We start from the raw sequence: 25094 nt of genomic DNA, 5'->3' as shown, positions 1-25094 counted from the left end.
AATCGGAGCAGAGACTCCAGAGATTAGCTGTTTTGGGATATTGAAAAATGATATTTAGATATTCGATATTGGTGGATATTAAAACCGAAGTTTAAAGTGAAAAAAAAGTGGCTAGCCCCAGCCAAGTGGCTAGTCGCTCTCATAGGGAATTAAAACATTATGAGGAAGTTTTTCGGCAACAGCCAAAAAATATTTTGGATTTTAAAGATATGTTTGGGAGTCTAAATCTTAAGAAGGCAATATTTGGGGTTCGAACGTTTAGATTAATCGGAGTACTGGCATTTATATTTTTAACCGTACCAACCTTTAACGCATTGAATTCAATTTACAGACAAATTACATTCTACCCAGCAAACTTACTTAAAGAAATACCGTTGAAAAAACAGACCTATAGAATGGTTTCGGTCAATACCGCTCATAGAACCCGTACCGTCGACTTTAAAATTTGGCAAAAAGTCATGAAAAAGATACAAACACTTTGCCTGCTAACCCTCCTATTCTCATGTGAGGACGATGACTCAGGATTAAATCTGAATCCAATCAATTCCAACATTATAATTGAAGTCAGAGAAGTACTTGCTCCAAATTCAAGGGAATTGACTCTTTTTTGCCAGACAGAAAGAAGCTACCCCTGTATTAACTTTCCGATATTAACTGAAAATCAGCAGGATGGGAATTCGATAAACATTACATTCACATCCGTCGAGGAGACAGACTTTTGCTTTACCGCTCTTGGACCCGCCACGACATCGATAGACTTACATACTTTGCCCAATGGAGAGTATGAGATAGAACTTAATAACCAATCACTCAAAAATACGGGAACACTGTTTGTAACCGAAACGGACATATCCCTGCAATTTGGCTCAACTAATGGAATTGAATTCGTGCGGGAAACTACCAAAAGGGTTCCTGAAAACACCTATTGGGGAGCAATCGGATTTCACGTAGAGGCATCCTCGACTTTGGTAGAGGAGTTTGTCCAGAAGTTTAAAGATGCTGGGGCTGTATTCAACATACAATCCCCAGGGCATTACTTTTACTACGAAATTGACGACTCCGGAGAAATATTCGCTGAGGTGGAGAATTCAGGGTATTATTTCTTGGAAAAATTTATTTTTCAATACGACGGTGATGAAGAAAAACTTAAGGAGTTGGTTCAAGTAAAAGGTAAAGAGTATCACGAAGCGCTTTACATAAGTATTGGCACATATAAAGGAGAACATTTTAACAATTGGGGAAATTGAGGCCTTTTGAAGAGGAGTAATAACCGTCATCGGCTTGTTAATGCATAGTAACAAGAATAAAAAAGATTCAAAAACGAGTGAAATCCCTGTTTACATGCCGGATGAAGTCATATTGAAATTATCCCATAAACGACTCAATTTTAATGATGGTTGGAGTTTGACAAAATAGCTTACATACCTGCGCAGCCTCACATTTCCCTCGGTCAATAATATACCGGTAATTAATTTTCAAAAAACACATCGCCCACCGCATCCATAAAAATAAACCAATTATAAACATTTTTTTATCTATACCATTCAAAAGTATTCAGGCCTAAAGGGACAGTTTAAATAATGCCACTTACAGTATTTCTGCCCTACGCTGGATTAAACAAATGAAATCTAAGTGGGAACAGCCTTGTAATCCAGCGAATTATATAAACCATGAGATGTAATCATGTAACACAGAAAGATTTTTTCATTTTATTTTTATGCGAGATCTAGAGACTTTATGTCCCCCTTGACTTACGCTCGACATGTTATCGATATTTTACAGATATAATGATAATTGAAAGGCCTTATTCAGAGGTATTCGAGTAGATTTTATTCCAATATATTCAATAATTTATAAAATTAATTCTAAAAATAATCCCTAGTTTATTATGGAAACTACCGAAAATGTATTGTCTTACAACAAAAGGCCACCGAAAGGCATTTCATGGCGGGCTGTTTTCGCTGGAACAGTTACAGCCTTATCGGCCATGCTAATTTTAAATTTGATAGGCATTGCAATCGGACTTTGGAGCATTGAGCCTACCGAAGAAAGTAACCCCTTGAGTGGATTGGGAACAGGTGCGGTAATTTGGTGGGTGTTAAGTAATTTGATAGTGCTTTTTTTAGGCGGTTTTGTTTCCGCACGCGTTGGAGTTTCATTTACAGACTTAGGCGGAATGATTCACGGGGTGATGACTTGGGCTTTATATACACTTCTTTCAGCCTGGCTGCTTACCTCAGTTGTAGGTAGCATTATTTCCGGAATAGGTAATGTGATCGGCGGAGTGCTTTCTCCTGTGGGCGATCTGATACAAAATCAAGTGGGGCCCATGATATCCGATCAGTTTGAAGGTCTGGAATTATCTCTGGACGATGCAAGAGAAGAATTTTATTCACTTTTGGAGGATACGGGTAAAGAGGAACTTGATCCTGATTACCTCAAATCACAGGCTGAAAGATCCGCAAGACAGGCCGGTCAGGAGGCAACGGATATAGCACAACAACCGGGCGGATCAAATGCTGATGTGGAGCGAATATTTGGCGAGTCAAAAAATAGGTTTAAAAAATCCTTTAAGGAGCTGGATGAACAGGCACTGGTCAATATTTTGGTGGAGCGTACTGATATGACGGAAGCTGAAGCCAGGCGTACGGTTGAAAATACCTTTGCTAGATTTAGGCAGGCACGGGAAGATTTTGAAGCATTTATGGAAGAAGCCAAGCAGACTGCCAATGAACAGGCGGAGAAAATCGCCAAGGCTGCAGGTGATGCTGCGATGTATCTTTCAATCGCTCTAATCCTTGGTTTAGCAGCCTCTGCTTTCGGGGGATTTATAGGAGTCAAAGAGTTGAGGGAAGATTGCGTTAAAAACAACTATTTTGCAGATAGAACAGATTATGATCGTGAAGATATGATGTAACTGTTAGATAATAATCCGGCAAGAAGACCTTAAAAACTTCTTGCCGTTTTTTTTAAATGTCCCAAATTTCTGAATGGATTCTCTTTCACTAACGCTTTTTCGAGGGGGTCAATATCGTCCGGCCCATCCGGGAATAATTTTGTAAAAAAATAAGTAATATCAATGACCATTCCCCAATTGACATTTTATTGATTGAATATTTCATTAAATATTCGGGATTTATCCAGACGATTTTTAAATTAGAACCGTGATGGAGATGAGCACCGCCGAACAAATGTACAATGAACTATAATTAACATAATTTTTGAAAAAGTCGATTTTTCATAAGATATTACTGTGAGAAAAAATTACCCGATAGGTGGACAGAAAAAGATTTTGAATATTTATTAAGACGACAGCTTTCTACTATGGATCACAACGTTCACACTTTTACTATTGAAGAAGTTTGCAACAGCAAAACCAAGAAGGATTTTGCCAATGTAATACGTACTATCTACGAAGGCGATCCCGAATGGATATCTCCCCTTGATAACCATGTGGAAGAAATTTTTGATCCACGTCACAATCCAAACTTCGAATATGGTAGTGCATGCAGATGGCTAATTAGAGATAATTCGGGAAACTTGGCGGGGAGGATCGCAGCTTTTATAAATGAAAAAAAAATAAAAAGCCTCCCCTTCCCCGTAGGTGGCATTGGGTTTTTCGAATGCATAGACAACTTCGGAGCAGCGAGGATGCTGTTTGACACCGCAGCGGCATGGCTTAAGGAGAGAAAGATGGAAGCTATAGATGGACCTATAAATTTCGGGGAAAATAACCGCTACTGGGGCTTATTGGTAGAAGGATTTACAGCAACCCCTTTTTCAACAAACTATAACAAGCCTTATTATAGGAAATTGTTTGAGGATTATGGTTTCAAAGTCCACTATGAAATGTTTAGCAACGAGATTGATCTCTCGAAAAACATGGATAGTCGCTTTACTGAAATAGCGTCCTGGCTAAACAAAAAAAATGACGTTGTCGTCCGTCATGCAAGGTTGGACAATCTGAAAGAGTTTGCGGCTTATTTCAGAGAAATATATAATGAATCCTGGCAGCATCATGAAGGGTTTTCTGAAATTTCTGTGCATCAGGCAAATAAATTTGCCGAAGAAATGCGTCATGTACTAATAGATACATTCTGTCCATTTGCGTTTGTCAAAGGAGAACCTGCCGGATTTATTATAGCGGTACCTGATCTCAACCAAATATTCAGGGATTTCAAAGGCCGCACAAATGTATTTAAAATGTTACTTTTTAAATGGAGGAGCCGTAATAATTTTCTATGGTACCGGAAAAGGGGAATCCTCACAAAAGCTCACGCCATGGCTATTGGTATTAAGCCGAAATTTCAGGGACAGGGAATGGAAACGGGGATGATGATGTCTTCTCTTGATGCGGTACGGGCAATGGGTTTTAAAACCGTAGAGCTGGGTTGGGCAGGGGATTTTAATCCCAAAATCATCAGGCTTCATAAAGCTGTTGGGGCATATCCGATTAGAAAGCACGTTGCTTTCAGATACATGCTTGATAAAGGCAGGGAAGTAAGTGCTCCTGCTGTAATACCGCTGGGGAAAAGAACCAGGTAGAATTCTGGGCAACTGGAATCCCAATGGATAATTGACGAAATTAACATAAATTGGTGAAATTAAGTTGAGAAACTGTCTGCTTGTGTGGCCGACTGCCAATAGTAGAAAGATTCTGTTGATAAAATAATGCAGTTTTAGTGCCTGATTGTATATTCTACCTTCTAATATAATATGAAAATGAATAAGAAATATACCAACAGATGGCACAAACTTACCTATAATGAAGTAGCTGAATTACTCAATGGTTCAACGACGAAAAGGCTTTCATCAAAAGAAGCCTCAGATCGTTTAAAAAAGATAGGATACAATACACTGGTCAGAAAAGGAAAGGAGACCATATTCAGCATCCTTTTGCGTCAATTTTTAAATCCACTCGTTTTTATTCTTTTTGCCGCTACCATACTTGCCATCGCAATGGGCAAAGTCACAGATGGGATCGTGATATTCTCGGTGATACTCATAAATGCAATCATAGGGTTTATTCAAGAATATCAAACTGGAAATACAATAGCAGGGCTGTTGAAACTTGTGCCGGAAAATGCCACTGTGCTGAGAGATGATGAACAGATAAGCATACCCATCTCCGAATTGGTTCCGGGTGATCATGTTTTTCTTCAGGCGGGAGATCGGGTTTCGGCAGACATGAGGCTTAGCTTCACAAAAAATGCGCTATGCGATGAATCCATCATTACGGGAGAATCCTTTCCGGCAGAAAAGAATATTCTTGCAGTAGCTGAAAATGCCGGAATTTCCGACCGCAGCTGTATGGTATTTAGTGGAACCTTAATGACCTCGGGGACAGCAGAGGGCATAGTTGTTGCTACTGGCATGCGGACAGAGATTGGGAAAATAGCAACCTTGCTTGAGTCCACTAAATCACCCAAATCACCCCTCACCCTTTCACTGGAAAAATTGGCAAGCAGAATTACTTACATTATTATTATTGTGGGAATTTTGGTGTTTTTGCTTGCCATACTTCGGAACTATAATTTAAGTGATGCTGCCTTATCCGCAATTACTCTAGCAGTCGCCAGTATACCTGAGGGATTGCCGGCAGTTATTACCATTTCAGCTACGATTGGAGTGTCACGAATGGCAAAAAGAAAAGCAATTATCAGGCATTTGGCTTCGGTAGAAACCCTGGGAAGCACCACGGTTATCTGCGCCGACAAAACGGGTACGCTGACCAAAAATGAAATGTTTGTAAATTATTTATGGAAAGACAACAAAGAAGTTTTCATTCCGGAAACCGGAAAAAACCCTACAGAAACAATAACTAAAAACAGCAACCAAACAGCGTCTGACACACAGGACCTAACCAATTTATATCTTTCTGCGATATTGTGTAATGATGCCACGCTTCAGCGAGACAATGCAACTAATGAAATCACCTTTAATGGTGATCCAACAGAAATAGCACTTCTGAAAGCCTCCATCAAATTCGGTATTGACCCTGAAGAATTGCACCTGCAATGGAAAAGACTGGATGAGCTGCCATTTGATTCCGAAAGAAAAATAATGGTCACGCTTCATCATTCTCCTGCCGGTGACAAAATGCTTTATCTTAAAGGAGCGCCCGAATCTGTTATTCCCCTATTAAGGCATTCTTCAAAAAAATCTGCTACATCACTTGATGAAGACATACGAAGAGCAGTGCTGATATTTGCCCAGAAAGGAATGAGAGTTCTTGCCTTTGCCTCAAAAACATTATCCACTAACAATGAACCCAGGATTTCAGAGAGTAAACTAAGCGGGTTAAAATTTCTAGGGTTGATGGCAATGAGCGACCCTCCGAGGTTGGAGGTGAGAGATGCTATTGAAGCTTGTCATAGTGCAGGCATTGTAGTGAAAATGATTACAGGCGACCATCCAGCTACTGCGGTCGAGATAGGAAGGCAACTTGGCATTACAGAAAATGGAAAAGTAATTAGCGGAGAAGAACTTCAAAAGATGAAAAAGCAGGGTATCCAGCGTGTACTTGAAGACACACACATCTTTGCACGCGTATCCCCTGCCGACAAGCTTAAAATCGTTACTGCTCTTCAAGCAAGCGGAGAAATAGTGGCAATGACAGGAGATGGAGTGAACGATGCTCCGGCCCTCAAGCGCGCCGATATTGGGGTGGCAATGGGGATTAGTGGAACAGCTGTCGCAAAAGAATCGGCAGATATGATACTGGCCAATGATAATTTTGAAAGCATTGAAGCTGCCATAGAAGAAGGGAGGAGAGTATTCGACAACATCCTCAAATGCCTGGTGTTTCTTTTACCCACCAGCATTGGTTTAGGATTGGTCATATTAATTTCGGTTCTGTTTTTCCCATCGGAAGCCGGCGTGCTTCTCAAACCGATGTTACCCGTTCAGGTGCTATGGATTAACCTGATTACCGCCGTTGCGTTAACCTTGCCGCTGGCTTTGGAAGCTAAGGATCCTGATGTAATGAAGCGTCCTCCTCGCAGGCCGGATAAACCGCTATTAAGTTCATTCATTATATTTAGAATTTTACTTGTTGCCGTTATAATGGCGGGGGGCACCATTGGACTGTTTCTCTGGGAATATCATGTTGAACTTTCAAAGGGAATTTCCCACGCACTTGCAGAGACAGAAGCACAAACAATGGCCACAACAACTATGGTATTGTTCCAAGTATTTTACCTTTTGGATTGCCGCTCCCTAAGCCTTCCCATCCATAAAATTGCGGTCTTCTCCAACCCTTCAATTTATCTGGGCATAGCCGGCGTTTTACTTGCCCAGTCAGCTTTTGTTTATATTCCATTTATGAACCAATGGTTTCATACCGCTCCATTAAATGTTGCTGCCTGGATGTTTTCCTGTATAGCAGCTTTTTCTGTCCTGATCATCATAGGTATTGAAAAATGGATTCGTTACAAATATTTCAAGACAATGAATGTATATTGAAAGTGGAGTGGCTTAGAAATTAAAATGCCGTCAGATCAAATCGGGCCAGCTATCTCACGCGATGGAATAAAAAAAGGGCACCAACGAAATGAAAAGATATCAAATTGTGTGCGATCCCGTTTACCCTCAAGTGATATGAATAATTTCGGGGAAATTTTGAAGGGGTGAAAAAATCTTCCTGTTGAATTGATGGATACCTAAGGCAAATTAAATAATACTTCAACACGATAGAAGCAAAAACCATTGAGTTTTTTACATGATGCAAAACGAACTGCTTTGGGCAAAATTCACTAGCGACACGTCTGATTCCTCCTAAAAATCCCTGGTTCGGCAGAACCGATACTACCGGCAGCATCCTACACAGCTTAAAATGAAACCACCAAGCATAAAAAAGCCACAAATGAATCATTTGTGGCTTTTGATTTTTTCTTTATGTACTATTTTTTTGTTGAAGCATTCAGTACACCATTAGTAGTTGGGGTTTTGGGTGATCACATCATTGATTTCCATTTCGGCCTGAGGGATTGGCCATAAATAGTCCCTTTCAGGCCTGAAATTTCGATTAAGCCCACTGGAAATGGTTTCCCAATTACCAGTCGCCTCATTGAGGTAATAAAGGCCCTGAACTACACCGATTTTATCCTCTCCAATTTTCCATCGGTTCATATCAAATAACCTTAAGCCCTCAAAAGCCAGCTCTACGGCTCTTTCATCCCTGATGATTGCTCTTAGCTCCTCCTGTGATTTCCCTGCTGTAATAGGAGGCATCTCAACGGTTGGTCTTTGCCTAACCCGATTGATCGCATCATAAACTGAATCATCTATTTCATTCAATTCGATTTTTGATTCGGCATACATCAAGAGTACATCCGCATAGCGGATTAGAATCATATTGATAGAACCTATATTAGGGTTACTTTCATCGGCTTCATAATCCACCCACTTCTTAAGGTTATATCCATGCACCGTGGAAAACTCTGTTGACCTCACCCTATCAGGTGTTGGACTATCCGGTAAGGAATTGAAAGTACTCGACCCAATTGGCTGTCCGGTATAGTACGAAGTATATGACCAGCGTGGGTCAATGTTTTCGAAAGGGTTATCTGGATTTTGGGGTCCTTTATACCCATACTTTAAAAACAAATTATGAATTGGTTCTACGACAGATCCTCCTCCAATGGAAGCAGCAGAAAATGAAAAGGCATTGTAAGTATTCCCGCCCACCGTATATTGCCTGTCAAATATCACTTCCGAAGAATTTTGCCCTGCATAATGAAATAATTCTTCATAATTCGGGTACAATTCATATATTCCTAAATCCATCACCGCTCGGGCAGCATCCCTGGCCACTGCGTATCTTTCGTTTCTGTAAGCTACCCTGGCTTTTAAGGCCAGAGCAGCGCCCAGCGTAGCCCTACCTATGTCCTGGGAATAACTCAAAGGCAGTTGGTTACCCTGAATAATTTGATCAAGTTCAGCAATGACGAAATCGACCACTTCTGTCTTTGGCGTTCTTCCGACTTGGTCGGTAACTGCAAGTGGTTCCAATATCAATGGAACATCTCCCCAAAGGCTACTTAATTGCGTATAAAAAAAGGCCCGCAGAAACCTAGCCTCAGCTTCATACCTGGCCAATAATTCAGCATCTCCCTGCTCAATTCTATGAATATTTGTAAGCACATTATTGGCGCGCTGTACGCCACGGAAATACCTGTCCCATTGGGACCCAATGGCTGAATTGACTGGGTCAAAAGAACCCATAGAGACATCATGAAGGGTGCCTGGACCTGAAGGGGCACGAAAACCAATGTCGGTTACACCATCCAGCTCCTTGACCATCAAAGGCCCATCCAACTCAACGTAGATCCCGTTTACAGCTAGTCTCGCATCTTTTTCCTGCTGCCAGTAAATAAGTTCGGAGACCTCTCCAGGGGGAATCAAATCAAGTCCATCGTCACAGCTAAGCATCCCAAAAGCCAAATAACACAGGCCTATATATTGTATCGTGTTTTTTATTAAGTTCATCTTTTCGCTTTTTTTTGATTAAAAATTGACGCTAACGCCTCCACTGAAAAGTCGGCTATGTGGGAAAAACTGACTTCTCCCCCTAGGTGTTTCCGGATCAAATAATTCTGTTTCCGTAAATGTCAACATATTCTCACCGGACACATAAACCCTAAGGTTGGCTACGACGTTTTGAGGAATGGTGTATCCAAATTGGAAGTTTTTCAATCGGAGGTAGCTGGTATTTTGTAACCAAAAATCAGACTCCATTAAATTAGCGGAATTTCCGGATCTCACCATTGGCCATGTGCCGCTAGGATTTCTTTCCGGATGATAAGCTTCTCGGGCCATCGTCTTAGGAATGAAATTCGTGTAATTAGGGCCTTCCATCAATGCGCCGTCCAGCGAATGCTGCTGGCGAAGTACGCCCTGCCAAAACATGGAGAAATCGAATCCTTTGTAGGAGGCACTAAAACGAACACCAAACTCGTACCTAGGGTCTTCATTTCCCATGATATATTGATCACCAGCAGGATAAAGGGACTGAGAAATAACCCCATCACCATTCAAGTCTTCATAAATAATATCTCCGATCGTAACGGATGGAAATATGGTGGCAGGATAATTATCCAAATCCTCCTGCGAACGATAAATGCCCGGAGACTTAAGTCCCCTCAGGGAATTGATGGATTCCCCTTCTGTCCAAACTGTAAATTTATCCGGGAAAAAGGGTCCCGTTCCTCTCAAATCTTCAATTCTATTGACAACATCCGAAAAGTTTAAACCAATCGTATATTGAAACCCATTATTCATAGCTGGGGTACTATTGTAGTTGATGGCCAGTTCCCAGCCCCTGTTGGACACAGCTGCCGCATTTTGCACCGGTGGACTGAACCCAATCGTTCTTGGAATTGGCAACTCGATTAAAATATCATCGGTGTACTTATAAAAATACTCAGCGATGACATCAATCCTGTCGCCTAAGAATCCCATATCCAATCCCACATTGGACATGGTGGTAGTTTCCCAGGTAATATCAGGATTGCCAGCCCTAGTGATGGCTGCTCCAGGTACGAGGTTATTATTAAACTGGTAACCATTGTTTAGATTATAGGTATTGAGGTACCTATAAAGCCCTATTCGTTGGTTTCCTAATTGGCCCCAAGAGCCTCTCAGTCTTAAATTACTGAATAAACCCTCATCCTTCAAGAAATTTTCCTCAGAAATCCTCCACCCAACAGAGAAGGATGGGAAAATCCCCCACCGATTACCTTCCCCAAACCTGGAGGACCCATCATACCGTACGTTGGCCTGAAACATGTACCTATCATCGTAACCATAATTGGCCCTGCCGAAGAAAGACCGCAGTCTCCATTCTTCAGAAAATCCTCCTGTGGATTGGTTCTGGATGTCTCCGGCACTGATATCCCTAAGATCATTGCTGAAAAAATTATCCCGGGATAGTGAAATTTGTTTATACCGATTGTAAATCTCCTCATATCCAGCCGTGCCTTGAACACTATGCTTACCAAATGTTTGGTCATAATTCAGGTATAATCTCTGGCTAAGTTCTCGCCGATTCTTTTGGCTCTCGGTAAGTCTGGAAGTGGCAAACCAACCTCCCACATTTACTAAATCACCTGTCAGGTAATTTCTCATCCCCGCCAGGCTATTTCGGAATACTAAACTATCAGTAGCATTGGAGTTAAGTGCTACGTTTCCTTCCAGAGATAGGGCCTCATTGATAGTATAAGCAAATCCTAACTGACCAAAGACATCATCGCTGACCCTGCTCGTTTCCCCTTCTTTTACCATGGCACGGGCATTCCATTGGCCGGATACCAGATCATAGGTCCCGTCAGGGTACTCCATAACAATGTTTCTGTTAATATGCAATAGCGCTTGTGTAATTTGCTGCCCTGGAAACCCCGGTCCGCTGAATCCCCTATTCCGATACATCAAATTGGTCTTAATCGTTAGTTTATCACTCGCATACAAGTCTGAATTGATACGCATGGTTACCTGCTTGTTGTTGAAGTTTTGCAAAATGCCGTCTGTATCGGCATAATTGATGGAAGCAAAAATTCGCCCCGTTTCACTACCACTGGAAAGAGAAAGCGAGTGCCTTTGTTGAAAGGCATTTGGATTGAAGATTCCGCCTTCATAGTCAGCAAAAGGATATTGCAAGGGATTTGTACCAGCAGCTACATTTTCGATATATGTTTCGCTGTAGGTCGGATTTGCGCCTACATTGGCCTGGGCCTCATTTTCCAACCTCATCCAGGTCACGGGATCTGTCGGTTCGGGAAAAAAATTGGGGTTTTGCCAGGCTACAAAACTATTGTAGTTGATCGAAACGCCACTTTTCGCACCTCTTTTGGTTGTTACCAGAATTACACCATTTGCCGCCCTAGATCCATAAATAGCCGATGAGGCTGCATCTTTTAAAACCGTAATGGTTTCAATATTTGTGGGTTCCACTGTACTAAGTGATTGCTCTACTCCATCCACAAGAACCAATGGGTTAGAATTGTTTAACGTTCCAACACCCCTGATTCTAATACTGGTACTTTCGTCCCCGGGAGCTCCACCATTGTTTTGAACGCTGAGACCGGGGGTTGTACCCTGTAGGGCTGATGCAGTATTCAGCACCGGACGTCTTGCCAGGTCTTCCCCTGCCACGGTACTTACTGCACCTGTAACATTTGCTCTCTTTTGGGTACCAAACCCTACCACAACCACCTCTTCCAGTGAGGAAGTGGACTCTATTAGGGTCACATTGATAATAGAGCGATCACCGACATTGATACGCTGAGTATCAAAACCAATAAAGGAAAACACGATTTCAGATCCCTCAGGAACTGTCAAAGAATATCTTCCATCTAAATCCGTGGCCGTGCCTATGTTCGTTCCGGGCAATGAAATGGTGGCCCCCGGAATAGGCTCACCGCTTCTATCAGAAACGATTCCAGTCACGGTGACATCCGCCATTTGTTGCCAAATTGGGCTAAATGATTCTAGTGAAGAAAAAGAATCGGTTTTTTCATCAAAAACGGTATGGGCATGGCCTTTTGGTGAAAAGGGGTGAAATAGCTGTAATGCCATAAGCACTACAAGTACCTTACTTGATAAATCCCCCCTAAGTAGTGGTTTTTTCATGATTTTGTAGAATTTAAGGTTGTTTAAAAAAGCATTTAAGATCGTCCTGAGGTTCCTCCCTTATTAGCTAACATTTTGGAAAGAGTTTCAACGGACTTTTTACCGACTCGACTTTTCTTACATAGGCATTTAATTTTAACGGGTTAAATAATTGGTATCTCTATTTTTTATTGATCGCATAATTTTCACTCATCAAATCTGATGATAGATGGACTTTAAAGAAGAAATTTCAATCAACAACTTTAATACAAAAGAAAAAAATGTATTAATTAAACATTTTAATCCTTAATTAAATTATCTTATTTTAATAAAATATTATATTTATTATTTTAGTAGGATCAAAATGTAAAGAATAAAACCTTTTCATCAGAGACTACAAAATGAACTCCATGCGCCGGAAACTGAAATCTAGGCCAATGAATCGATGAATTAATCAAAGAATCCTAAGATATTGACGGCTATATATATAAAATTGCTATTTGACGTGTTTGTAATTTTAATGATAACTTTTTTAAAATCAAAAAGAAAAGAAGCATTAAAAATAAATTTTAATTACTCTCATCAGACTAAAACATGAAAATAGATAAATAGCTCTCTGATTTTTTTTTAAGGCTGGGGGTATTATTGAAGTTAAAAAGGTACCCCTAGCTGGTCTGAGAGGAATAATTTAGTTTGCACGTTTTGAAGTTATTTTTGAAATTTTGTTGCAAATTATACCTCTCAATGAAGGTAATTGAACAATAATTGTGGGATAGATTTCGCACATTCGGTGCTCGTGAACGGTGGGTCACATGATTCCCCAGCCCTTGCAGGCTAGGCTATTGATCAACGCACCGTTGGTGCTATTTTTAAGACCAGCGCCAAAGGTGCATAATCATTAGCCTAGGGTGTAGGCCTAGGAATTATTTACACGGTAGCTCCAAGCACCGACTGTGCGTCGTCAAAATCATCTCGACAGAAGTATTCTTTCCAGAAACATAAACAACAATTTTAAAACCGAAACACCTTGGAAATTAAGAAATAATATACTAATTATGTTGTCTAAATGGGTAACAATTTATGCCGACAGTAAAAACAATCGACAATATCAAAATTGACATTTACTCTAGAGAGCATCCCCCGCCACATTTCCATGCGAAATATGTCGAATTTGAAGAACTAATAGAAATTGAAACTTTGGAGACCTATGCGGGGAAAATACCCAAAGTGCAAAGAAAAAAAGTAATAGATTGGGCCGCAGACAACAAACAGTTCCTTTTGGATATATTCAACCAACTAAATCCAAGGCTATGAGACATAAAATTAAAATCCCTAGAATAGTTAAAATTGAAAAGATTATCGGACACAAAATCCAATGCATGTTCAACAACGGCGAGAGTAGACTTCTCGACTTTGAAGAGATTTTCATGCAATGGAATGTAACCGTAAACGATCTCGAATATCCGCTTATTGACCAAAAAGAGTTTGAGAAAGTAGAACTCCGAAACTACACCTTGTCATGGCCGAACATTGAGATTAAAGTAAAGGGAGAAAACGGGGAAATTTTGACTCTTCCTTACGAAATTGGGGCTGATGTACTTTACGAATTAAGCAAGGATATTAAAGAACCATCAAATTATAGATACGGCAGACTGATTAAAAATGCCCGATTAAAAGCGGGATTGACGCAAGAGCAATTAGCCATGAAAAGCGGGACAACAAGGTTTTACATTTCGAGAATTGAGAATGATAAGACTGACCTTGAGATGTCGACATTTCGGAAGATCGTAGAAGCCGGACTTGGTAAGAAATTGAAATTGACGATAGAATAAATTAGGGTTTACCGGCTTTTTAATGTCCCGGAAAAAGTGTACAGGAACCTATAGGTTCATCACCAATGGGAGGTTATCTTGAAAACTTAAAAGGAGTTCGTAAGATAGTGTATACTCCTCATAGGCTAACAAGGAAAAGGAAAAAATTGTATCTTCATTAAGATGGAAGAGAAATTTGAGGATATAATGGTTAATAAAGACATTATAGACACGGTGAGGCAATATATTACGATGATTCCAAAGGAATTTGGAGTTAAAAAGGCATATCTTTTTGGTTCGTTTGCAAAAGGAAAGGAAAAAAGAGGGAAGTGATATAGATAATGCATTGATTTTGGAAAATATGCCTGATTTTTTTTCAACCCAACGGCAATTAATGAAATTAAGACGACAAATAGATCTACGAATCGAGCCCCATCCAATAAAAGAACAGGACTTTAATTCATTAAACCCCTTTGCCTGCGAAATTGAAAAAACAGGAATAGAGATATCCGTGGGGGATAAATTAAAATAGAAATATTATCAATTTTAAAAAATGGCATTTTTAATTACGATACTATTCAATCTGTTTATTCTTGGTCTTTGGCACCGCTAAAGAAAGAAAAGAGGAAAGAAGCTTGCTTGGTACTGGGGGTGGATTCTACTGAGTGAAGTTATTTCATTAACCCTTCCGGCTTTAGTTGGCATAGCTGCGACAACAATGTTTGCCTTTGACACCTTTCCAATCCATAGGAAGCGAACGATAATAGAAATGAACGAAATCAAAAGCTCAATCTTAAAATACCACGATGAAACTGGATATCTCCCAACCTCACTTCAAGAAATAATTGGACAAAATCCACTTAGACAAAGATGGAAACCTGATCGTTGGAACACAGCGTATAGACTGACTCGTCAAATGCAAAAAATAACGATCACATCTGCAGGATCTGACAGACAATTTGGAACCCTAGATGACATCAGAATTGAAATAGATAATTGAATTAAGGCCAAAGAATGATTCCACAGCCAAAGCGGGGCATGCAAATGTTAAACCGACGGATGGCACTATTTCAAAGACCAGCGCCAACGGCGCAAAATCATTAGCCTAGGGTGAAGCCCTAGGAATTAATATACACGACAAACCCAAGCACCAAGGGTGTGTAATTAAAAAACTGGAATAAGGCCAAAGCATTATATAAAAATTGCCTACTAGGGTATCTGTAGAAAGAAATATGGGAATTAATTCCGCAGTGTTATGGGAATCAAGCAAATTGTCTTTATAGGGTGTCTAATTCCCAATATATCCAACCTCAATCTCCCCTACCTCCCCTCAAAAGCCTCTACCGCCGCCCTAACAGACCCGTGCTGCAACAACATATCATAAGCCTCAGCCTGACCCAACCCGGTGGCTTCCATAATCATAATGGTGCCCCGGTTGACCAGCTTTTTGTTTGAGAGTTGCATATCTACCATTTTGTTTCCCTTTACCCGGCCCAATTTGATCATTACGCTGGTGGAAATCATATTGAGCACCAATTTCTGGGCGGTGCCGGATTTCATACGGGTACTGCCCGTTACAAATTCTGGGCCTACTACGGCTTCCACGGGAAGCTGGGCAGTGGCAGCTAGCGGAGTCTCGGCATTGCAGGTAATGCATCCGGTCAGAAGGCCAGCTTCGTTGGCAGCTTTTAATCCGCCGATCACATAGGGGGTGGTCCCGGAGGCGGCGATTCCTATTACCGTATCGTATTCATTAAACCCAAAAGCCTGAATATCCTGCCAGGCTTGGTTCGGGTCATCCTCGGCATTCTCTACCGCCTTACGGATTGCCATATCGCCACCTGCTATGATACCAATTACCAAGTCAAACGGAACCCCATAGGTAGGAGGACACTCGGAGGCATCCAATATGCCTAGACGTCCACTGGTACCCGCTCCTATGTAAAAAAGCCGCCCACCCTTTTCCATACGGGGAATGATAGCAGCTACCAGTTTTTCTATTTGCGGAATGGCTTTGTTAACGGCAAAGGGAACAGTATGGTCTTCCTTGTTCATATTTGCCAATAAATCGGCAATATCCATTTGCTCCAAGTTGTCGTAAAAGGAGCTGCTTTCGGTGGTACTCATATTTTTTCCTGATGGTAAAGGGTAAGTCCCGCTATGGGGGCTTCCAGAATAATTTGAATTGAAACCTGAAGATCGTTTCCTACTTTTCTCAGCACATCACTGTTATAGTAAGCAATTGATCCTACAAAGTTGACGGGTTTTTCTTTGTAATTCTCATACCGCATCACGTGCCGCTTGAAGAAATCTACAAATCCCTGATAAAATAGGTTAAAGCAATAGGGGTGGTCCTTGTGCTCGCCGATAAATTTGCAAAAGGATGCCATGTATCGGTTGGGAAAGGGTTTTTGATAGACGTTTTCCTGAATATCCAAGGTAGCCAATCCAAGTTCTTTTATTGCCAATTCCCTTATTTCGGCAGGCATATCATCATAAATAAAATCCTGTAGAAAATGTCTTCCTATGTATGCACCGCCTCCTTCATCACCCAGCAAATAACCTGGAGAAGGTCTGCTGGTAGTAATTTTACTCCCATCATAGTCCCCACTGTTTGACCCGGTGCCTAGGATGCAGGCAATACCGGACTTGTGACCACAGGTGGCTTTTGCGGCTGCAATAAGGTCATAATCTACCTCTACGGTGGCATCTCCTATAATGGCGTTGATTACCCGACGGACACTGGCTTTGTTTTTCTCGGCTGTACAGCCTGCACCATAAAAGTAAACTTCCTTGATAGAACCTTTTAAAGCCAGCATTTCGGCTGTTCGCAGGTTAGTTAGCATGTCCTCCTCCTTTTGGTAGTAGGGATTAAATCCTACAGTACGAAATTGCTCCACCTTGCCATCTTCACGGATGACTCTCCAGTCAGTTTTACTGGAACCACTATCTGCTATTAAAATCATATAAGAAAGGCAACGGGTTCAAATTTATCAAAAACATTCGCATTGTGCGGAGCATCAGGGAGCTCTCCCGTCAGATCTTGGCCCGCCCAATGTTCGTAATGCTGACCATTTCTCCATAGTCGGGAGGAACTGACATCATAGACCAAGCCATTGAAAGCAATATATATTTCAGGCTTGTCCTGTCCGTTATACAAAGCCAACTGATTTTTGGTGATTTTCTTCATTCGCAGCCCAAATATAAAAAATTTAAAAAGGAAACGTTTATCTTCTACTAAAACGTCTCAGTACAATTTGAGTTGGGCGTTGACCCAGCGCTCCGGAATCTCTCCCCGTTGGGCGGTCTGATAGTCTTCGTAGCTGCATGGAATGATGGTATCCCTGCCGTATTTTCCTTTTTCAGACGCGGGAATTTCCATCCACCATTTACCGCTAAGGTTACTTTTGTAAAAATGTAGAATCGAAGGCTTGGAGTCCAAGGAAACGGTATATTTGGTATAGTCGGTGCTTTTGAAAGACAGACTGTCTTTGCGATGGTAAAATCCCTCGATAAAATACCAGACCATGGTTGCAGCCACTGCCGCAGTGGTGTGTCGGGTATCATCCAGATCGGCATGATAGCCATACAATCCAAAGGAACTCAGCTTTTCATTCATCCCCGCAAACCAACATATCTGACAGGCTTCTTCCGCAGTCATGCCAAATGGCTGGGCATCTATGGCACCTGGTGCATCCGCTGATTTGATGGCACAAATATCAAAACTTAAAAGATCGGCATTTCGAATAAGCGGCTCTATTTCCTTGAAATTATCCCTCAGTTTGCCCAAGCGGACATGATCAAAGTAGAGTTTTTCCAGGGTAGTCACCAAATCAATATCCGCCAGGAAGCTCTGATAGGCGAGGTGACAATAGTTAAAAAGAAAATTAGGCTCATGAAGGATAATGTCCTGTGAATGGGTTTCATCCGCCCGTCCATCCTCTTCCATATCCAGCTTGGCATCCACGGTAAGTAAACTCACCATCTTTTTCATCTTCTCATAAGAGAGATACTGCCCCAAATCCAAGTCGTGTGAACCTCCTATAAATATTGGAAGTACCTGCATTTTAATCAGCAATTCTCCGATAGACCGGATCAACTGACAGGTTTCCTTGGGGGTGTCTCCATTTTTCAGATTTCCCAAATCTGCTACCTTATAAGCCCCCTGACCCTTCTTCAGTGCATACAATTTTCTCCGAATGCTGTGTGAGGAGAGAGATCCGTTGTTAAGGGTTGCCGAACCTCTATATTCTTCCAATCCTATGATTGCCACCTGCATGCCAGTGAGATCCGGAAATGTCTCACCATGGAAGTGGATGCCGTTAAAAAATGCATGGAGGGAATATTTCTGCTGATAAAAGGATTCAGGCAGTGGTTCAAAGAATATTTGTAAATCCATAGGTTGGGGTCCTTATTTCTTCAAAAATACAAAAAATAAACCCCAAATAATAAAAAAGTCCCGCACAATGGCGGGACTTGATTTTTTAGCCTCCGAAATCATCAAATCTGACGTTTTCATTCGGAACGCCCAGGTCTTCCAACATCTTCAGAACTGCTGCGTTCATCAAAGGTGGTCCACACAAGTAATATTCTATTTCATCGGGTTCGTCCACATTCTTTAAGTAATTGTCGTAAAGCACTTGGTGAATAAATCCAACGTATCCGTCTGCCTCTCTATCCTCAAGTGATTTTTTCACTTTCCAGTTATCTTCTGGTAATGGTTCAGATAGCCCGACGTGAAAGTTAAAGTTAGGGAAATCCTTTTCTATATTTCTAAAATGGTCTGTATAGAACAATTCCTTTTTAGACCGACCACCGTACCAATAAGAAACCTTTCTTTCGGACTTTTCAGTATGGAAAAGGTGAAATAAATGGGATCTTAATGGAGCCATTCCCGCTCCACCGCCGATGTAGATCATCTCACGCTGGGTTGGGTTGATGTGGAATTCACCGTATGGACCGGAAATGGTCACTTTATCACCAGGCTTACATCCGAATACATAGGAGGAACAAACTCCGGGATTTACATCCATCCATTTGTTGTTGGCCCTATCCCAAGGTGGAGTTGCCACACGGATGGTTAGCATTACTATGTTTCCTTCTGCAGGGTGATTAGCCATGGAATATGCCCGGAAGAGTTCCTCGTCATTTTTCATGACTAAGTCCCAAAGGCCAAACTTATCCCAATCACTTTGATAAACATCCTGTGGGTGACCTAACTCCGGATGCGGAGTGATGTCCATCTCCTTGAAGTTAACGGTAATCTTAGGAACGTCAATCTGAATGTATCCTCCCGGTTCAAAATCCAAGGTCTCGCCTTCAGGAAGTCTCACTTTAAATTCTTTAATAAAGGTGGATACGTTATAATTTGAAATTACTTCACATTCCCACTTTTTGATACCGAAAATTTCTTCAGGTATCCTGATTTTCATATCTCCTTTTACCTTGACTTGGCAGGAAAGTCTTACTTTGCCTTGCTGTTCGGCCCTGCTGAGGTGTCCGACTTCGGTAGGAAGGACTTCTCCTCCACCTTCATCGATGGTACATTTACACATGGCACATGTACCACCACCACCACAGGCAGATGGCAAAAATATCTTCTTTCCGCTCAGCGTAGAAAGCAATGTGGAGCCAGCGGAAGCAATTAACGGATTTTTTTCGTCTCCATTAATGATGATTTTCACATCACCCGAGGCCACAAGCTTGGATTGCGCAAAAAGAAGGATAAATACTAGTAGCAAAATAATAAGGGTAAATGCTACAATCGAGGTAATAATTACTGAACCCATTTAACTATTGTTTTTTTTCTTTTCAGTACGATAATTACAGTTTAAACACGTGCAAATATATTCAATAATCGCTTAAACCTGAGAATAAATTCTATTTTTATATGAAGTACCTTCCACACTTGATAAACTACTTAGTGCTTCAATAAGTTTAGCAGCGTATACAATCTGTTCTTCAACTGTCTCCGATCGATGATGAAATCCAAAAATCCATGTTCCAAAACAAACTCCGAACTTTGGAATCCTTTTGGAAGGTCTTTACCTATGGTCTCGCGAATAACCCGTGGCCCGGCAAAACCTATCAATGCACCTGGTTCGGCGATATTAAAGTCCCCCAGCATGGCATAGGAGGCAGTAACCCCACCTGTGGTAGGGTCTGTCAACAAAGAGATATATGGCACGCCGGCTTCATCCAAAAGAGCCAGTTTTGCGGATGTCTTCGCCATCTGCATAAGACTGAAACCTGCTTCCATCATCCTTGCTCCTCCTGATTTGGAAATCATCAGGAAGGGAATTTTGTGCTCAAGTGCATGGTCAATAGCTCGGGCAATTTTTTCTCCGACGACGGAGCCCATTGATCCTCCGATAAAGTTAAAATCCATGCAGGTGATGACAATATCCAATCCATTGAGTTTGCCTACACCGGTGCGAGCGGCATCTTTAAGTTCAGTTTTGGCAATGGTTTCGGTGATGCGGGTGGGGTAGGATCTGCTGTCAACAAACTTTAGGGGATCTCCCGACTTCATGTCAGCGTCTAGTTCGGTGAACTTATTATCATCAAAAAGTATTTCAAAATATTCTTTGGAACCGATTTTTACGTGGTATTCGTCATCGGGACACACATATGAATTGTTCTTCAATTCCCTGGTATGAATGATATTCCCCTTCGGAGTTTTATACCAAAGCCCGTCGGGGGTGTCCTTCTTTTCTTCCGTGGAGGTTTTAATTCCAGCATCTTTTCTTTTAAACCAAGCCATATCTCTTACGTTTACACCGAATGGTTATTTTCGGGACTACAAATTTATGGGTAATATCGATTAAATAAAATTCTAATTCACAATACAATGATCAGGGTTGGGCAAAGGGCCCTTTTTCGGAAGCATCTTCTTCCATCAGAACCCGAGTTTTAGGTAAACATTCTGGATAGTTGGTCTGTATATATTCCAGCATTTTTTCCCGAACCAGACACCTCAGATCAAAAGCTGTAGGACTATCCACTGCACTCATCAGACACCTAAGCTCCACCGTGCGTTCCCGAACGTCCGTCACCTGCAATACCTGAACCTTACCATCCCATAAGGGAGTTGACTCCAGAATGGATTTGAGGTAACCTTTTAGGGGTGTGACTGGTATGGTGTGATCTACATATAGAAAAACCGTTCCCCATATATCCGCCGTAGTCCTGGTCCAGTTTTGGAAAGGCTTTTCCAAAAAGTAGGTAATGGGCAAGACGAGTCTCCGCTGATCCCAGATTCGGACGACGACATAGGTCAGGTTGATTTCTTCTATTTTCCCCCATTCGCCTTCTACCACCACCACATCGTCTATACGTATGGGTTGGGTAAAGGCTATTTGAAAGCCTGCTAGCAGGTTGGCGATTGATTTTTGGGCTGCTAGACCAATAATAATACCAGCAATACCTGCTGATGTCAGTAATCCGGCTCCAATTTTCCTGGCCGCTTCAAAATTCATCAGAATGCTGGCTGTGGCAATTACGACAACTACAATGATAAATATTTTTCGGATAAACGCCAGCTGGGTGATAATTCTTCTTTCCCTTAGATTATCTGACTTGTCGTAGGCAAAGGTATCCAGGGTATAATACCGAAAGACATTAAACCCTTCTATAACAATCCAACTGAGATTGATAATAAACAGCACTGCAAACCAGGGCTGACTTCGGATATAATCCATGTCCTCAGGAGAAAAGTACGGCTCTGCCAATGGAAATACAACAAAGAACAACCCCCACTTTAGGGAACTGGAAAACTTCCTTAGGGCCATCTCCCCTTTGTGACTTTTTGGTTTGTAAAACAGTCTGCTTAGCCTTTTGAAGCTGAAGTACAAAAACAGGTGGCTTACCGCTACGGAGGCGACAATGATTAGAATTAAAAGCAGTCTTTCATAAGTCATAAGAAGAATGTTTTAGTTTTATGAAAATGAAAATTAAATATTAGGACGTTCAGAGAAAAGAAAATTTCTAATTACATTTAAAATTAGATATCGTCTTGGAAGGGTTACTTTAGGGGCAAATTACTTCAGGCTCAATATAAAACAATACTGTGATACAATGCAATTAGTATACCTATTTCTATTTTCCGCCATCATTTTGTGGGGAGCGTATTTTACCTATGGCAAGTTCGTTTTCAAACAATTCAAAATCAGCAACAAAAACATTACACCATCCCACAGATTTAAGGATGGAGTGGATTATGTGCCTAGTAAGCCTATTGTAGTACTGGGACACCACTTTGCTTCCATAGCCGGGGCAGGGCCCATAGTTGGGCCCATTATCGCAATTACCTTTGGATGGGTGCCTGCTGTTATATGGATCTTGGTCGGAGGAATATTCTTCGGGGCTGTCCATGATTTAGGTAGCATGGTGGCATCCCTTCGAAACGACGGCAAATCCATAGGAGTAATCATCCAAAACAACATAGGCAGAAAAGGGAAACAGTTGTTTATCCTTTTCAGTTTCTCCACACTGATTTTAATTATTGCCGTATTTGCGGATATTATCGCCAAGACATTCGTCAGTAATCCGGGAGTAGCCTCGGCATCCATCCTTTTTATCCTGCTTGCTATCGCTTTTGGGTTTGTCAACAAATTTACCTCCCATAAGAAATCCGCGTTTGTCATCGCCACTGTAGTGGGGGTCGTGGTCATGTACCTTTTTGTTTATTTGGGCATGCAGATACCATTTGTTTTGGATTACCAATTGTGGATTTACGTGCTTTTGATTTATGCCTTTTTTGCATCGGTGACTCCTGTAGCCATGCTCCTTCAGCCCCGAGATTATCTCAATAGCTTCCTATTATATGGGTTGATCCTTGCTGCGGTAGTTGGCGTAGTAGTAGCCAACCCTACTATTGTGATGGATACGGAAGTACACTTTTCCAGCGAAAGTCTGGGATATATCTTTCCTGTCCTGTTTGTGACCATTGCCTGCGGCGCGATTTCCGGATTTCATTCCTTGGTAGCATCCGGAACCACCTCTAAGCAGTTGGATAGGGAGGAAGATGCCAAAGTTGTTGGATACGGCGGAATGCTAATTGAATCCTTCCTGGCCATCATTGCCGTGGGAGCGGTTATAGTACTAACCCGAACAGATTATATGGCTCGGTTGGCAGAGCAGGGTCCTGTGCCACTTTTTGCGGACGGCTTGGGTGCTATAATAGCTTCCATGGGCATAAATGAGGCTTTTGCTGTTGGCTTTGTGGCGTTGACCGTTTCTGCCTTTGCGCTTACCACCTTGGACACCTGCACCCGGTTAGCACGATTCACCCTTCAGGAGTATTTTGAGGATGTGCAGCAGCCTGTGGCAAAAAAGATTTCTCAAAACAGATACATTTCGACAACAGTTGTTGTAGTATTATCTGTGCTTCTTCTGCAAAGTGGTGGTTTTACCACACTTTGGCCAATTTTCGGTTCAGCCAATCAACTCCTGGCTGCATTGGCACTTTTGACAATTTCAGTGTGGCTAATTCGCAAAAAGGTAAATCCTACCTTTGTGACCATACCCATGTTTTTCATGTTTACGGTTACCCTAAGTTCCTTGGGCTTGTTTGCATGGAACAACTTTAAACAGGAGTCTTATGTCCTTTCAATTATTGCTTCTATATTATTTGTCCTTTCTTTTGCTCTAATATTTCTAGCCAAAAAAAGTCTCTCAAAGGCGCCGGAACTGAAAGAAATGGTTAAAAATTAATCATTCATTAATGCTTAAAATTTTTCACCATGACATCCCAAAGGATTACCGTCTTTTGGATTTTGTCATTTATTCTAATAGTTATAATTATGCATCCTTGGAGGATTGCGACCTGATTGTTCACAATGAGGTTCTTTGGGGGCTGGAAAAGAAGGATTTGAATCGGGCCTTAGCTGAAATTGTAAGCCAATATCCGTCATCCAAAAAAACACTGGTATTCATCGTAGCGGATTATGAAGAAAAACTACCAATACCTTACTCGCTTATTCTATTAAGGACTAGCCTGAAGAAATCAACCCGGGTTTTTAATGAACTGCCGCTCCCCGATATTTGGAGTTTTTATCAAAACTCTTTTGAAGTACACCACTCTGACAACGTACCCTGCGTAGGATTTTGTGGCTTGGCTAGTAGGCCTAGACGGAAGTTGATCAAAACATTCCAACGCTCGCCAACCATAAAATCAAATTTTATTTGCAGGGATAAATTCTGGGGAGGGTCTCCGCATGATAAAATCTAATACAGGAGTTTGACGAAAATATGGCTGGAAATGCCTTTATATTGGCTCCCAGGGGCAAAGGAAACTTCTCAATGCGATTTTACCAGGCCCTATCAGCGGGTCGCATTCCCGTAATGGTTGACACCGATAGCATGCTACCCTTTGCAAACCAAATCCTCTGGAAAGAAAAGATTATCTTCGAAACAAATGAAAAGCGATGTGTGGAAAGGGTTTTAGAAGTGTTTCACAATGGTTCCTATTTGTCCATGCAAATGGAATGCAGGAAGATACATGAACAATACTTTTCGGTGGATAATTACTTTAAAGAACTATCAGAGGTATTGAAAAAGGAATACCTCTGGTAGGATCAGAAATTAATTCCTAAATCCGTAGTACTTTTCCGTAAAACAGGAAGGAAAACCTTCCAGGTTCACCCGCTAAATTTAAACCACTAGCTAATTATCAAA

The 25094-nt window shown here is 41.4% G+C and carries 19 protein-coding genes; 10 read left to right on the top strand and 9 right to left on the bottom strand.

What is annotated here, in order from left to right; genetic code table 11:
- The first annotated feature begins 458 nt into the window (after positions 1–458).
- From FQ608_RS12650 to FQ608_RS27780, 4 genes are all read left to right on the top strand, one after another.
- Complete coding sequence (locus FQ608_RS12650; protein WP_158858601.1) at positions 459–1247, top strand: hypothetical protein; 789 nt, start codon at positions 459–461, stop codon at positions 1245–1247.
- A 641-nt stretch (positions 1248–1888) separates the two neighbouring features.
- Positions 1889–2917 (top strand): transmembrane 9 family protein, encoded by a 1029-nt coding sequence (locus tag FQ608_RS12645; protein WP_158858600.1) that lies wholly within the window; start codon positions 1889–1891, stop codon positions 2915–2917.
- Positions 2918–3324: 407 nt separating this feature from the next.
- Positions 3325–4545, top strand: a complete 1221-nt coding sequence (locus FQ608_RS12640) for an N-acetyltransferase (protein ID WP_158858599.1) — start codon at positions 3325–3327, stop codon at positions 4543–4545.
- A 177-nt stretch (positions 4546–4722) separates the two neighbouring features.
- Positions 4723–7464 (top strand): cation-translocating P-type ATPase, encoded by a 2742-nt coding sequence (locus FQ608_RS27780; protein ID WP_158858598.1) that lies wholly within the window; start codon positions 4723–4725, stop codon positions 7462–7464.
- Between the two features lie 468 nt (positions 7465–7932).
- Here FQ608_RS27780 and FQ608_RS12630 read toward each other — a convergent pair whose 3' ends face one another.
- Positions 7933–9489, bottom strand: coding sequence for a RagB/SusD family nutrient uptake outer membrane protein (locus tag FQ608_RS12630; RefSeq protein ID WP_158858597.1), 1557 nt, complete (start codon positions 9487–9489; stop codon positions 7933–7935).
- 18 nt (positions 9490–9507) lie between these two features.
- Entirely contained in the window at positions 9508–12627 is a 3120-nt protein-coding gene (locus FQ608_RS12625) for a SusC/RagA family TonB-linked outer membrane protein (RefSeq protein ID WP_158858596.1), read from the bottom strand.
- Positions 12628–13686: 1059 nt separating this feature from the next.
- On the opposite strand from FQ608_RS12625, the gene FQ608_RS12620 reads away from it, so the two are divergent.
- The 3 genes from FQ608_RS12620 to FQ608_RS12610 all read left to right on the top strand — a co-directional run bounded on the left by FQ608_RS12620 (position 13687) and on the right by FQ608_RS12610 (position 14750).
- Complete coding sequence (locus FQ608_RS12620) at positions 13687–13920, top strand: DUF4160 domain-containing protein (RefSeq protein ID WP_158858595.1); 234 nt, start codon at positions 13687–13689, stop codon at positions 13918–13920.
- Entirely contained in the window at positions 13917–14438 is a 522-nt protein-coding gene (locus FQ608_RS12615; protein WP_199856369.1) for a helix-turn-helix domain-containing protein, read from the top strand. The genes FQ608_RS12620 and FQ608_RS12615 overlap by 4 nt, the downstream gene beginning before the upstream one ends.
- Before the next feature lie 162 nt (positions 14439–14600).
- Entirely contained in the window at positions 14601–14750 is a 150-nt protein-coding gene (locus FQ608_RS12610) for a hypothetical protein (protein WP_158858594.1), read from the top strand.
- A gap of 987 nt (positions 14751–15737) precedes the next feature.
- On the opposite strand, the gene murQ is transcribed toward FQ608_RS12610, so the two are convergent.
- From murQ to FQ608_RS12575, 7 genes are all read right to left on the bottom strand, one after another.
- Positions 15738–16544 carry an N-acetylmuramic acid 6-phosphate etherase gene (murQ, locus tag FQ608_RS12605; RefSeq protein WP_158858593.1) on the bottom strand — a complete coding sequence of 269 codons (807 nt, stop codon included), beginning with the start codon at positions 16542–16544 and terminating at the stop codon, positions 15738–15740.
- Positions 16541–17383 (bottom strand): N-acetylglucosamine kinase, encoded by an 843-nt coding sequence (locus FQ608_RS12600; RefSeq protein WP_158858592.1) that lies wholly within the window; start codon positions 17381–17383, stop codon positions 16541–16543. The genes murQ and FQ608_RS12600 overlap by 4 nt, the downstream gene beginning before the upstream one ends.
- Complete coding sequence (locus FQ608_RS12595; protein WP_158858591.1) at positions 17380–17607, bottom strand: cytochrome b5 domain-containing protein; 228 nt, start codon at positions 17605–17607, stop codon at positions 17380–17382. The genes FQ608_RS12600 and FQ608_RS12595 overlap by 4 nt, the downstream gene beginning before the upstream one ends.
- Positions 17608–17664: 57 nt before the next feature.
- The gene (locus tag FQ608_RS12590) at positions 17665–18816 is read right to left on the bottom strand and encodes a formimidoylglutamase (protein WP_158858590.1); all 1152 of its coding nucleotides are present in this window, start codon (positions 18814–18816) and stop codon (positions 17665–17667) included.
- Between the two features lie 85 nt (positions 18817–18901).
- Positions 18902–20206, bottom strand: a complete 1305-nt coding sequence (gene nqrF, locus FQ608_RS12585; RefSeq protein ID WP_158858589.1) for an NADH:ubiquinone reductase (Na(+)-transporting) subunit F — start codon at positions 20204–20206, stop codon at positions 18902–18904.
- A 131-nt stretch (positions 20207–20337) separates the two neighbouring features.
- Positions 20338–21180 (bottom strand): acetyl-CoA carboxylase, carboxyltransferase subunit beta, encoded by an 843-nt coding sequence (gene accD, locus FQ608_RS12580; RefSeq protein WP_158858588.1) that lies wholly within the window; start codon positions 21178–21180, stop codon positions 20338–20340.
- A gap of 91 nt (positions 21181–21271) precedes the next feature.
- A complete protein-coding gene (locus FQ608_RS12575; protein WP_158858587.1) occupies positions 21272–22336 on the bottom strand; it encodes a mechanosensitive ion channel family protein in 1065 nt (354 codons plus the stop codon).
- Positions 22337–22493: 157 nt separating this feature from the next.
- On the opposite strand from FQ608_RS12575, the gene FQ608_RS12570 reads away from it, so the two are divergent.
- From FQ608_RS12570 to FQ608_RS12560, 3 genes are read left to right on the top strand one after another with little or no spacing between them, the layout of a single operon-like run.
- On the top strand, positions 22494–24131 hold the full coding sequence (locus FQ608_RS12570; protein WP_158858586.1) for a carbon starvation CstA family protein: 1638 nt from the start codon (positions 22494–22496) through the stop codon (positions 24129–24131).
- Positions 24132–24141: 10 nt separating this feature from the next.
- Positions 24142–24648, top strand: a complete 507-nt coding sequence (locus tag FQ608_RS12565; RefSeq protein WP_158858585.1) for a hypothetical protein — start codon at positions 24142–24144, stop codon at positions 24646–24648.
- A 20-nt stretch (positions 24649–24668) separates the two neighbouring features.
- The gene (locus FQ608_RS12560; RefSeq protein WP_158858584.1) at positions 24669–24992 is read left to right on the top strand and encodes a hypothetical protein; all 324 of its coding nucleotides are present in this window, start codon (positions 24669–24671) and stop codon (positions 24990–24992) included.
- Positions 24993–25094 lie beyond the last annotated feature (102 nt).

This window comes from Lunatibacter salilacus, from assembly GCF_009797935.1.
Lineage (GTDB): Bacteria > Bacteroidota > Bacteroidia > Cytophagales > Cyclobacteriaceae > Lunatibacter > Lunatibacter salilacus.
This window is presented reverse-complemented; position numbering and strand designations above follow the sequence as displayed.

Excerpts from the sequence above, each read along its gene's own strand:
- FQ608_RS12565 (WP_158858585.1), top strand. The coding sequence starts at position 24,142 with ATGCTTAAAATTTTTCACCATGACATCCCAAAGGATTACCGTCTTTTG.
- FQ608_RS12625 (WP_158858596.1), bottom strand. The coding sequence starts at position 12,627 with ATGAAAAAACCACTACTTAGGGGGGATTTATCAAGTAAGGTACTTGTA.
- FQ608_RS12630 (WP_158858597.1), bottom strand. The coding sequence starts at position 9,489 with ATGAACTTAATAAAAAACACGATACAATATATAGGCCTGTGTTATTTG.
- FQ608_RS12590 (WP_158858590.1), bottom strand. The coding sequence starts at position 18,816 with ATGGATTTACAAATATTCTTTGAACCACTGCCTGAATCCTTTTATCAG.
- FQ608_RS12620 (WP_158858595.1), top strand. The coding sequence starts at position 13,687 with ATGCCGACAGTAAAAACAATCGACAATATCAAAATTGACATTTACTCT.
- FQ608_RS12640 (WP_158858599.1), top strand. The coding sequence starts at position 3,325 with ATGGATCACAACGTTCACACTTTTACTATTGAAGAAGTTTGCAACAGC.
- murQ (WP_158858593.1), bottom strand. The coding sequence starts at position 16,544 with ATGAGTACCACCGAAAGCAGCTCCTTTTACGACAACTTGGAGCAAATG.
- FQ608_RS27780 (WP_158858598.1), top strand. The coding sequence starts at position 4,723 with ATGAATAAGAAATATACCAACAGATGGCACAAACTTACCTATAATGAA.
- nqrF (WP_158858589.1), bottom strand. The coding sequence starts at position 20,206 with ATGGGTTCAGTAATTATTACCTCGATTGTAGCATTTACCCTTATTATT.
- FQ608_RS12570 (WP_158858586.1), top strand. The coding sequence starts at position 22,494 with ATGCAATTAGTATACCTATTTCTATTTTCCGCCATCATTTTGTGGGGA.
- FQ608_RS12600 (WP_158858592.1), bottom strand. The coding sequence starts at position 17,383 with ATGATTTTAATAGCAGATAGTGGTTCCAGTAAAACTGACTGGAGAGTC.
- FQ608_RS12615 (WP_199856369.1), top strand. The coding sequence starts at position 13,917 with ATGAGACATAAAATTAAAATCCCTAGAATAGTTAAAATTGAAAAGATT.
- FQ608_RS12650 (WP_158858601.1), top strand. The coding sequence starts at position 459 with ATGAAAAAGATACAAACACTTTGCCTGCTAACCCTCCTATTCTCATGT.
- FQ608_RS12560 (WP_158858584.1), top strand. The coding sequence starts at position 24,669 with ATGGCTGGAAATGCCTTTATATTGGCTCCCAGGGGCAAAGGAAACTTC.
- FQ608_RS12610 (WP_158858594.1), top strand. The coding sequence starts at position 14,601 with ATGGAAGAGAAATTTGAGGATATAATGGTTAATAAAGACATTATAGAC.
- FQ608_RS12645 (WP_158858600.1), top strand. The coding sequence starts at position 1,889 with ATGGAAACTACCGAAAATGTATTGTCTTACAACAAAAGGCCACCGAAA.
- FQ608_RS12595 (WP_158858591.1), bottom strand. The coding sequence starts at position 17,607 with ATGAAGAAAATCACCAAAAATCAGTTGGCTTTGTATAACGGACAGGAC.
- accD (WP_158858588.1), bottom strand. The coding sequence starts at position 21,180 with ATGGCTTGGTTTAAAAGAAAAGATGCTGGAATTAAAACCTCCACGGAA.
- FQ608_RS12575 (WP_158858587.1), bottom strand. The coding sequence starts at position 22,336 with ATGACTTATGAAAGACTGCTTTTAATTCTAATCATTGTCGCCTCCGTA.